This is a genomic window from Jatrophihabitans sp. (genome assembly GCF_035474675.1).
Taxonomy (GTDB): domain Bacteria; phylum Actinomycetota; class Actinomycetes; order Mycobacteriales; family Jatrophihabitantaceae; genus Jatrophihabitans_A.
Genome location: NZ_DATINC010000181.1, coordinates 1 through 9,679 on the forward strand (window position 1 = coordinate 1; position 9,679 = coordinate 9,679).

Sequence of the window (9,679 nt, forward strand, 5' to 3'; positions counted from 1 at the left end):
TCGGCGACCATAGCGAGAGGGAAACGCCCGGTCCCATCCCGAACCCGGAAGCTAAGCCTCTCAGCGCCGATGGTACTGCGCGGGCCACTGCGTGGGAGAGTAGGACGTCGCCGGACACACTTTCGACCAGGGTCGTTCGGCATTGCCGAACGACCCTGGTTGTTTTTGCCTGTCCAGCCACGGTGTTCCGGATCCCCGGAGCAGCTGGCTTTCTGAGCTTTCAAGTTTCCGATGATGTGGGTGATGACGATGGCTGAGCATGGAGCTCATCGCGGCGGCTCGAACACCGGCCGGGGCCGCGACAGCGGTGGCCGGGCGGCTGGCCGCCCCCGGGGTGCCGGCTCGGCCTCCGGTGGCTCCGCCGGCCGGGGCGCCGGTGGATACAGCGCCGGCGGCCGGGATTCCGGCGCGCGCGGTGCCGGTAGCCGGGGAGCTGGCGGGTACAGCGCCGGCGGTTCCGCTGCCGGGCGCGGTGCGGGTAGCCGTGCTACCGGCGGTTCTGCTGCCGGCCGTCGAGACGCCGGTGGTTACTCCGCCGGCAGCCGGGGCACCGGTGCCCGCAGCACGGACAGCCGTGGCGCCCAGGGCGGCGCCGGCCGGTCCCGGTTCGACACCGAACGGTCGGAGTTCCGATCGGCAGGCCGGCCGGTGCGCGACCGCCAGCCTTCGGGGCGCCCCAGCCGGGCTTCGGATGAGACTTATGCCGCCGACCGCCGGCCGCGTTACGGCGCCTCCTCCGGTGGCCGGGATTCCAGCTCGGCACCGTCTCGTCGCGGTTTTTCGGCGGGCGATTCGGCACCGTCCCGTCGCGGTGCCACGACAGGTCGTCCCACTAGCCGCCCCGCTGCCTCCGGTGACCGGGAGCAACGCTCGACGCCCTGGTGGGAGCCCGCCGGCGCTTCCACCGACGTGCGCGGGGACCGCCGGACCGGCAGGCCACATCGCGACCATGGCACCGATTCGCCCCCGCCCCGCCGGGCTGCTGCTCCCCGAACCGAGCGCACCAGCCGAGGCGATCGGTTCGAGCGGCCCGCCACCGGGCGTGGCCAGGCCCGCGCCGGGCGTCCGGAACGGTCCGGCAGTGACGACCGGTACTCCGCGACGTCCGGCCGCTCCGGCGACCGCCGGGCACCGGCCCGTACCACCTCAGCGCGTCCCGCCTCAGCCCGTACTGCCCCGGCCCGGAACGCGGCAGGCCGCGGCCGGGCACCGCGCGTCGAGGAGGACTACGAGGCCACCCGCGGCTCTCGGCCTGCCCGGGGCGCCGAGATCGCGATCCCGTCCGGCGCCGACCCCAAACTGCTGGACCCGTCGGTCCGTTCCGAGCTGCGCTCGCTGAGCAAGCTGACCGCCGAGTTCGTCGGCGCCCACCTGGTGGCGGCCGGCCAGGTCATCGACACCGACCCGCACAAGGCGCTCGAGCACGCCCGGGCCGCCCGCGGCCGCGGTGCCCGGGTGGCCGCCGTCCGGGAGGCCACCGGGCTGGCCGCCTACCACGCCGGCGAGTGGGCCGAGGCGTTGTCGGAGCTGCGGGCCGCCCGCCGGATCTCCGGCGACCCGGGCAACATCGCCGTGATGGCCGACTGCGAGCGCGCGCTGGGCCGGCCGGCGCGGGCGCTGAAGGCGCTGGACGACCCCGCGGTGGGCAAGCTCGACGCCGCCACCCGCGCCGAACTGCTCATCGTGGTGGCCGGCGCCCGGCGCGATCTCGGCCAGCTGGACGCCGCCCTGGCGGTGTTCGAACGAGGCAGCTCCCTGGATGTCAAGAACCCCAGGCCGGGCAGCGCCCGGCTCTGGTACGCCTACGCCGACGCCCTGGCAGCTGCCGGCCGGACCGAAGAGGCCATCCAGTGGTTCGGGGCCGCCGCGCAGGCCGACTTCGACGACGAGACCGACGCCGCCGACCGGGCCGCCGACCTGCTCTGACAAAGCTGCTGACCGGGCCGCCAATCTGCCCTGACAAAGCGTCAACCCTGCTCTGACAAGACCCTGAGGCCAACCCGCCGAGCCGGTGGTACCGCCACTACTGGTCGGCGAACCGCCGGATCACCATGCCGGAGGCCGGCTTCGGGGTGAACAGGGTGGACTTGCGCGGCATCCGCTCGCCGGCTGCCGCCACCGCCGCCACCGCCGCCACCGGGGTGGGCCGGACCAGCACCGCGGTCCGTCCGGCGTGCAGCGCCTCGGCGAGTGCCTCGCTGACGCTGTGCGCGTACCCGACGTTGTCCTCGTTGTCGCTCAGCTGCCAGACCCGCTCCACCAGCACCCGGTGCAGCACCGTGATGTCCAGCTCGCCGAGCGGCGTGCCGGCGGCCGGGCCGAGCGCCTCGCGCAGGATGTCGGGCGACAGGTTCGACACGATCACCGCCTCGTCCTCGTGCGCCAGGGCCACCGCGAAACCCTCGGTCTGGGCCAGCAGCTTCTCCGCCGCCGCCACCGACACCGGCTCGCCGACCTCGGCCGCGGCCTCGGTCAGTTCCAGGATCCGGTTCCAGGGCAACGCCACCACCCGGTGGATCGGGTGCACCTGCGGCCCGTAGGAGGAGGTGTCGACCAGCAGCGTCAGGCCGCGGTCCCACGGCCCGGGCTCGCCGGAATGGTCGGCCTGCAGCTGCCGGTAGGTGGCGTAGCGGTGATGCCCGTCGGCGATCAGGGCCCGCCGGCCGGCCAGGTCGTCGGCCACCGCGGCGTGTGCGGCCGGATCGGTGACGGCCCACAACCGGTGCCGCACCCCGTCCGGCGTGGTCGCCGAGCTGATCGGCTGCTGCTCGCCGACCGAGGCCACCAGCTCCGAGGCCGGCCCGCCACCGTCGTAGACCAGGAAGATCGGTTCGAGGTTGGCCTCGGTCGCGGTCATCAACGCCAGCCGGTCCGACACCGGCCCCGCCATGGTGTTCTCGTGCGGCAGGATCACGCCGTCCTCGGGGTCGCGCAGTTCCACCGCCCCCAGCAGGCCCCGGGTCACCGCGCCGTCCGGCGTGCTCATCTCGTAGACGAACAGGGCAGGCTCGCCGTCGACGGCCAGCACCCCCCGGCTCACCCATTCCTCCAGCAGCGCCCGCGCCCCGGCGTAGCGGTCACCGCCGCCGAACTGGGCCTCGTCCTGCTCTGGAAGGATCAACCGGACGACGTTGGTCGGGCCGGCCGCGACCAGCCCGGCCCGGTCGGCGTCGCTGATCACGTCGTAGGGCGGGGACAGCAGCTGCCCCAGGGAGCCGGCGTCCGCGGTGAAGCGGGTGGCACGGAACGGGGCGAGGGACAGGCCGGAGGCGGGACGGGGATCAGTCACGAGGGCCGATGTTACGGCAGCTGGCAGACGGACATATCGGCACGGGCAGGGATCCGGAGGGGTACACCATGATCGGCTCGAGCCAGCCGCTGGCCACCCGCTACGACGTGGCGCTGCTCGACCTGGACGGGGTGGTCTATATCGGCGAGCAACCGGTGCCCGGCGCTCCGCAGGCCTTAGAGGCAGCCCGCCGGGCCGGCATGCGGCTGGCCTTCGTGACCAACAACGCCTCCCGCACCCCGCACCAGGTCGCCGAGCTGCTGCACCGGGTCGGGGTGCCGGCCGACCCCGCGGAGGTGGTCACCTCCGCCCAGGCCGCGGCGCACTACCTGGCCGACCGGCTGCCGGCCGGGGCGCCGGTGCTGGTGCTGGGCACCGCCGGCCTGATCGAGGCGCTGGCCGAGCGCGGGCTGACCCCGGTCTTCTCCGCCGACGACGACCCGGCTGCCGTGGTGCAGGGCTTCTCCCCGGGCACCGACTGGCCGGCGCTGGCCGAGGCGGCGGTGGCGATCGGCCGGGGCGTGCCGTGGCTGGCCAGCAACCTCGACGCCACCGTGCCGTCCCCGCGCGGGCCGCTGCCCGGCAACGGCTCGCTGGTCGCGGCGCTGCGGCACGCCACCGGGACGGCCCCGGCCGCCGCCACCGGCAAGCCGGACCCCACCATGCACGCCGAGAGCGTGGAACGGTCCGGGGCCCGCAACCCCGTCGTGGTGGGCGACCGGCTCGACACCGACATCGAGAGCGCCCGGCGGACCGACTGCCCCTCGCTGCTGGTGCTCACCGGCGTCACCGACCCGGCCCGGCTGCTCGCCGCACCGCCGTTGCACCGGCCGGACTACCTCGGCCGGGACGTCTCGGCGCTGCTGCACGGCCATCCCGAGGTCACCGAGACCGCCGGGCTGGTCAGCTGTGGCACCGCTCGGGTGCGGACCGCCGGGGCCGAGCTGGTGCTGAGCACCGGCGAGCCGGGCGGCTCGGACAGCCCGGACGGCCTGGACGGGCTGCGGGCGCTGGCGGTGGCCGGCTGGCGGCTGGCCGACGCCGGCACCGATACCGGCACCCAGGCGGTGCGGATCCGTGGCGGCGACGAGCCCGCCGTCCGGCTGCTCGACCAGCTGGGCCTCGGACACGCGGCCGGCTGAGGCTGTGGATACCGCCCGCCCCGGCCCGGCCAGCACGTAGCCTGGGCGGTGTGAGCGACAGCTACCCGACCGAGCCCGCCCCGGTTCCGGCCCCCGGCGATGCCGATCCGGCCCGCCTGGTCGCCGCGGCCTCTGACGGCATCGCCGGCGTGGCGGACGGTCCGCTGGACGAGGCCGTGCTCCGGCTCGACGCCCTGCACCGCGAGTTGCAAGCCGCGCTCGCCGACCTCGACCAGGGCTGAGCCGCTGCTCATGGTCCGCCGGTTGCGCCTGGACGCCGAGCTGGTGCGTCGCCAGCTGGCCCGCTCCCGCGAGCAGGCCGGCGAGCTGATCGAGGCCGGCCGGGTGCAGGTACGCGGCACCGTCGCCACCAAGGCCGCCACCGGGGTCGAGCAGGACACCCCGATCAGGGTGCTCACCGACGCCGGCGACCCCGGCTACGCCTCGCGCGGCGGGCACAAGCTGGCCGGCGCGCTGGCCACGTTCGACGCCCTCCAGGTCGGCGGCCGGCGCTGCCTGGACGCCGGCGCCTCGACCGGCGGCTTCACCGACGTGCTGCTGCGCCACGGTGCCCGCGAGGTGGTGGCCGTCGACGTCGGCTACGGGCAGCTGGTCTGGGCGTTGCAGAACGATCCGCGGGTGGTGGTCCGCGACCGCACCAACGTCCGGACGCTCACCCCGGACCAGATCGGCGGGCCGGCCGACCTGACCGTCGCCGACCTGTCCTTCATCTCCCTCGGCCTGGTGCTGCCGGCGCTGGCGGCGTGCACCGTCACCGACCTGGTCCCGATGGTCAAGCCGCAGTTCGAGGTCGGCCGGCAGCGGCTGGGCCGGGGCGGCGTGGTGCGCGAGCCCGAGCTGCGCGCCGAGGCGGTGCTGGCGGTGGCGCGCACCGCGCTGGAACTGGGCTGGGGCACGGCCGGCGTCGCCCGCAGCCCGCTACCCGGTCCCAGCGGCAACGTGGAATTCTTCCTGTGGCTGCGCCAGGACGCCGGCCCGGCCGACCAGGCCGCTGTCGCCGCTGTCTGTGCCGATGCCGGGGAGATCGCATGAGAGCCGTACTGCTGGTGGTGCACGCCGGCCGCTCCGACATCCGGGCCCTGGCCCGGGACCTGATCGCCCGGCTGAACGGCGCCGGCATCGAGGTGCGGATCAGCTCCGTCGAGGCCGCCGACCTCGCCGAGGACGGCGAGGTCGGGACGGTCAGCCTGCTGGAGGGCACCGACCCGGACTCGGAGCTGGGTTCGGGGCTGGGCTCGGAGCTTGCCAAGGGCGCCGAGGTGGCGCTGGTGCTCGGCGGCGACGGGACGTTCCTGCGGGCCGCCGAGCAGGCCCGGACCGCGGGCATCCCGCTGCTCGGGGTGAACCTGGGTCACGTCGGCTTCCTGGCCGAGACCGAGGTGGACGCCCTCGACGCCACCGTGACCGCGATCGTCGAGGGCCGCTACGAGGTCGAGCAGCGATTCACGCTGCAGGTGACCGCGACCCTGGACGGCGAGGTGATCGCCGAGGACTGGGCGCTCAACGAGGCGTCGGTGGAGAAGAGCAACCGGGAGAAGCTGCTGGAGGTGGCCGTGTCGGTGGACGACCGGCCGCTGCTGCGGTTCGGCTGCGACGGGGTGATCTGCGCGACGCCCACCGGCTCGACCGCCTACGCCTTCTCGGTGGGCGGGCCGATCGTCTGGCCCGACGTGGAGGCGATGCTGCTGGTGCCCAACGCCGCGCACGCGCTGTTCTCCCGCCCGCTGGTGGTGGCGCCGACCTCGCATATCGGCATCGAGCTGACCGGCGCCGACCAGCCCGGCCGGCTCAGCTGCGACGGGCGCCGCACCCATCCGCTGCCGCCGGGCACCCGGCTGCGGGTGGAACGCTCCGACCAGACCGTGGCGATCGCCCGGCCGCATCCGACCCCGTTCGGCGAGCGGCTGGTCGCCAAGTTCCAGCTGCCGGTGCGCAGCCTGCGCGACGGCCGCACCGGCCGGCCCGGCGGCACCCGGCACGACCCGACCCAACACGACCCGACCCAGCACCACCGCACCCGGCACGACCCGACCAGGCACGATCCGACCAGGCACGACGGCTAGTCCGGACACCTACTCCTTCCAAGGCAGGCACATGCTGGAGGAAATCCGCATCCGCGGGCTCGGAGTGATCTCCGACGCGGTGCTCGAGCTCGGGCCCGGCCTCACCGTGGTGACCGGCGAGACCGGCGCCGGCAAGACCATGGTGGTGACCGGGCTGGCGCTGCTGTTCGGCGGCCGGGCCGAGGTGTCCCGGCTGCGTCCCGGGGTGGACTCGGCCAGCGTCGAGGGCCGGTTGCTGGTCGGCGGCTCGTCGCCGGCCGCGCAGGCGGTCACCGAGGCCGGCGGTGACCTGGACGCCGACGGCAGCCTGGTGCTGCGCCGGGTGGTCAGCGCGACCGGACGGTCCCGGGCGGTGGCCGGCGGCGCCTCGGTACCGGCGTCGATGCTGGCCAGGCTCGCCGAGGACCTGGTGGCGGTGCACGGCCAGAGCGACCAGCAGCGGCTCGCCCAGCCCGCCGAGCAGCGGCTCACCCTGGACCGGTTCGCCGGCATCGACCTCACCGACTGCCGGGCCGCCTTCGCCGAGTGGCGGGCCGCGGTCGCCGAGCTGCAGCGGCGGGCCGGCGCCGCGCGAGAGCTGGCCCGGGAGGCCGAGCTGCTCCAGCACGGCCTGGCCGAGATCACCCGGGTGGCACCGCAGCCGGGGGAGGACGCCGAGCTGGCCGCATTGGCAGCCCGGCTCGAGCATGCCGACGCGCTGCGGATCGCGGTGCGCACCGCCCACGACGCGCTGCTCGGCGACCCGGACGACCCGGCCGGCGACGCCCCGGATGTCCAGCAATTGATCGCCACCGCCAGCCGGGCGCTGGGCCAGGTGGCCGGCACCGACCCAGGCCTGGACCAGCTGTCCGCCCGGCTCGCCGAGCTCGCCGCGGCCGCCACCGACATCGGCGGCGAGCTGGCCGGCTACCAGGCGCAGCTGGAGGCCGACCCGGCCCGGCTGGCCGCGGTGCACGAGCGCCGGGCCGCCCTCAACGCGCTGATCCGCAAGTACGGCGACGGCCGGTACGGCGAGGCCGACCTGACAGCGGTGCTGGACTGGGCGGCCGGGGCCGAGCAGCGGCTGGCGGCCGCCGACACCTCCGACGAGGCGCTGACGGCACTGGCCGCCGAGCGGGACGCTGCGGCGGCCCGCTACACCAAGCTGGCCACCGAGGTGTCCGAGCGGCGCCGGCAGGCCGCCCGGCGGCTGTCGGAGCTGATCACCGCCGAACTCGCTGCCCTGGCGATGCCGGCGGCCCGGGTCCGGGTCGAGGTGCGGCTCCGTCCCCCGGCCGAGTCCGGACTGCGGGTCGAGATCGACGGCCAACCGGCCGGGGCCGGCCCGGACGGGGTGGACGAGGTCGAGATCGCTCCGGCCGGGGCCGGCCCGGACGGGGTGGACGAGGTCGGGATCACCCTGCAACCGCACCCGGACGCCCCGGCCCTGGCGGTGCAGCGCGGCGCGTCCGGCGGCGAGCTGTCCCGGGTGATGCTGGCTATCGAGGTGGCGCTGGCCGGAACCGACCCGGTACCGACCATGGTCTTCGACGAGGTGGACGCCGGCGTCGGCGGCCGGGCCGCCGTCGAGGTCGGCCGCCGGCTGGCCAGGCTGGCCCGCAGCCACCAGGTGGTGGTGGTCACCCACCTGGCACAAGTTGCCGCCTTCGCCGATCGTCATCTGGTGGTTGACAAATCGGTCGCTGACGAACCGGCCGGCGGTGACAGACAGGCCGCCGGGGTCACCCGCAGTGACATTCGCGCGGTCACCGGCGACGACCGGCTGGCCGAGCTCGCCCGGATGCTGGCCGGCACCGACAGTGCGCTGGCCCGCGAGCACGCCGCCCAGCTGCTGGCCGACGCCCGGGCCGGCCTTGCCGAGCCGGGGCCGGATGGCACCTCTGCCGCGCGGAATGGCCAGCGCAGCACGGGTAAAACTGCTCGAGCAGGCGCGGGCCGGCGCCGATCCGGGCCGTGACGCCGCGTGGCGGAGAGCGCCGATCCGCCGGCCGGATGGCACCATCGAAAATCATGAAGATGGCACTGCGGCAGTCCGACCGGCGCCGGGAGGCGCTCCCCGGCATCACCGGGGTGGTCCGGCTGGACCGCCGGGTGAACCGGTTGCTGAACCGGTTGCACGCCGGCGACATCGCCGTCATCGACGTCGCCGACCTGGACCGCTCGACCGCGGACGCCCTGGTGGCCGCGGGGGTAAGCGCGGTGGTCAACGCCCAGCCGAGCATCTCCGGCCGCTACCCCAACCTCGGGCCCGAGGTGCTGGTCGGGCACGGCATCGCGCTGCTGGACGAGGTCGGCACCGAGATCTTCGCCGAGGTCAAGGAAGGCAGCCGGCTGCGGCTGGACGGCGAGGTGCTCTACATCGGCGACCGGGTGGCCGCCCGCGGCAACCGGCAGGACGCCGAGTCCATCCGGGCCGCGATGCGGGCCGCCAAGGCGGGCCTGTCGGCCCAGCTGCAGGCCTTCGCCGCCAGCACCCAGCAGCACATGGAGCGCGAGAAGGAGCTGCTGCTCGACGGCGTCGGGCTGCCGGAGCTGACCACCCGGTTCCGCGGCCGGCACGTCCTGCTGGTCGCCAAGGGATATGACTACCGGTCCGACCTGCGCTCGCTGAAGCACTACATCCGGGAGTTCCGGCCGGTGCTGGTCGGCGTGGACGGCGGGGCGGACGTGTTGCGCGACGCCGGCTACCAGGCCGACCTGGTGATCGGCAACCTGGACGAGATGTCCGACGCCGCGCTGCGCGACGCCGGCGAGGTGGTGGCCCACGCCGACCGGCACGGCCGGGTCGAGGGCCTGGCCCGGGTGCAGGACCTGCGCATCGAGCCGGTGGTGTTCGCCACCGCGGGCACCAGCGAGGACGCCGCGATGCTGCTGGCCGACGCCGGCTCCGCCCGGCTGATCGTGACCGTCGGCATGCGCGCCACCCTGGAGGAGTTCCTGGACGCCGGCCGCGGCGGGATCGCCTCCACGGTGCTGACCCGGCTCAAGATCGGCGGCCGGCTGGTGGATGCCAAGGCTGCCGGCCAGCTGTACCAGACCCGGGTCTCGGCGGTGTCGCTGGTGCTGCTCGCCGTTGCCGCGGCGCTCGCCATCGCTGTCGTCCTGATCGCCGGCAGTTCCGGCGACAGCTACGCCCATCTCCTGGCCGATGGTTGGGACCATCT

Annotated in this window: 8 protein-coding genes and 1 rRNA gene; 8 read left to right on the plus strand and 1 reads right to left on the minus strand. The window is 75.1% G+C overall.

The window, feature by feature from the left end:
• Together rrf and VLJ82_RS20585 are read left to right on the plus strand one after the other, a co-directional pair.
• Window positions 1-116: ribosomal RNA gene (gene rrf, locus VLJ82_RS20580) — 5S ribosomal RNA — on the plus strand.
• A gap of 793 nt (window positions 117-909) precedes the next feature.
• Complete coding sequence (locus VLJ82_RS20585) at window positions 910-1,926, plus strand: tetratricopeptide repeat protein (RefSeq protein ID WP_408665243.1); 1,017 nt, start codon at window positions 910-912, stop codon at window positions 1,924-1,926.
• 97 nt (window positions 1,927-2,023) lie between these two features.
• On the opposite strand, the gene VLJ82_RS20590 is transcribed toward VLJ82_RS20585, so the two are convergent.
• On the minus strand, window positions 2,024-3,289 hold the full coding sequence (locus tag VLJ82_RS20590; protein WP_408665244.1) for a DUF1015 family protein: 1,266 nt from the start codon (window positions 3,287-3,289) through the stop codon (window positions 2,024-2,026).
• Window positions 3,290-3,357: 68 nt separating this feature from the next.
• Between VLJ82_RS20590 and VLJ82_RS20595 the strand changes: the two genes are divergently transcribed.
• The 6 genes from VLJ82_RS20595 to steA all read left to right on the plus strand — a co-directional run.
• Entirely contained in the window at window positions 3,358-4,431 is a 1,074-nt protein-coding gene (locus VLJ82_RS20595; protein ID WP_408665245.1) for an HAD-IIA family hydrolase, read from the plus strand.
• A gap of 50 nt (window positions 4,432-4,481) precedes the next feature.
• The gene (locus VLJ82_RS20600) at window positions 4,482-4,673 is read left to right on the plus strand and encodes a hypothetical protein (protein ID WP_408665246.1); all 192 of its coding nucleotides are present in this window, start codon (window positions 4,482-4,484) and stop codon (window positions 4,671-4,673) included.
• Window positions 4,674-4,683: 10 nt separating this feature from the next.
• Window positions 4,684-5,484 (plus strand): TlyA family RNA methyltransferase, encoded by an 801-nt coding sequence (locus tag VLJ82_RS20605; RefSeq protein WP_408665247.1) that lies wholly within the window; start codon window positions 4,684-4,686, stop codon window positions 5,482-5,484.
• Entirely contained in the window at window positions 5,481-6,515 is a 1,035-nt protein-coding gene (locus VLJ82_RS20610) for an NAD kinase (RefSeq protein ID WP_408665248.1), read from the plus strand. Before VLJ82_RS20605 ends, VLJ82_RS20610 begins: the two co-directional genes overlap by 4 nt.
• A gap of 31 nt (window positions 6,516-6,546) precedes the next feature.
• A complete protein-coding gene (gene recN / locus VLJ82_RS20615) occupies window positions 6,547-8,472 on the plus strand; it encodes a DNA repair protein RecN (RefSeq protein WP_408665249.1) in 1,926 nt (641 codons plus the stop codon).
• A gap of 59 nt (window positions 8,473-8,531) precedes the next feature.
• Window positions 8,532-9,679, plus strand: a 1,148-nt coding sequence (steA, locus tag VLJ82_RS20620; RefSeq protein WP_408665250.1) for a putative cytokinetic ring protein SteA, incomplete at its 3' end; no start/stop codon positions are given.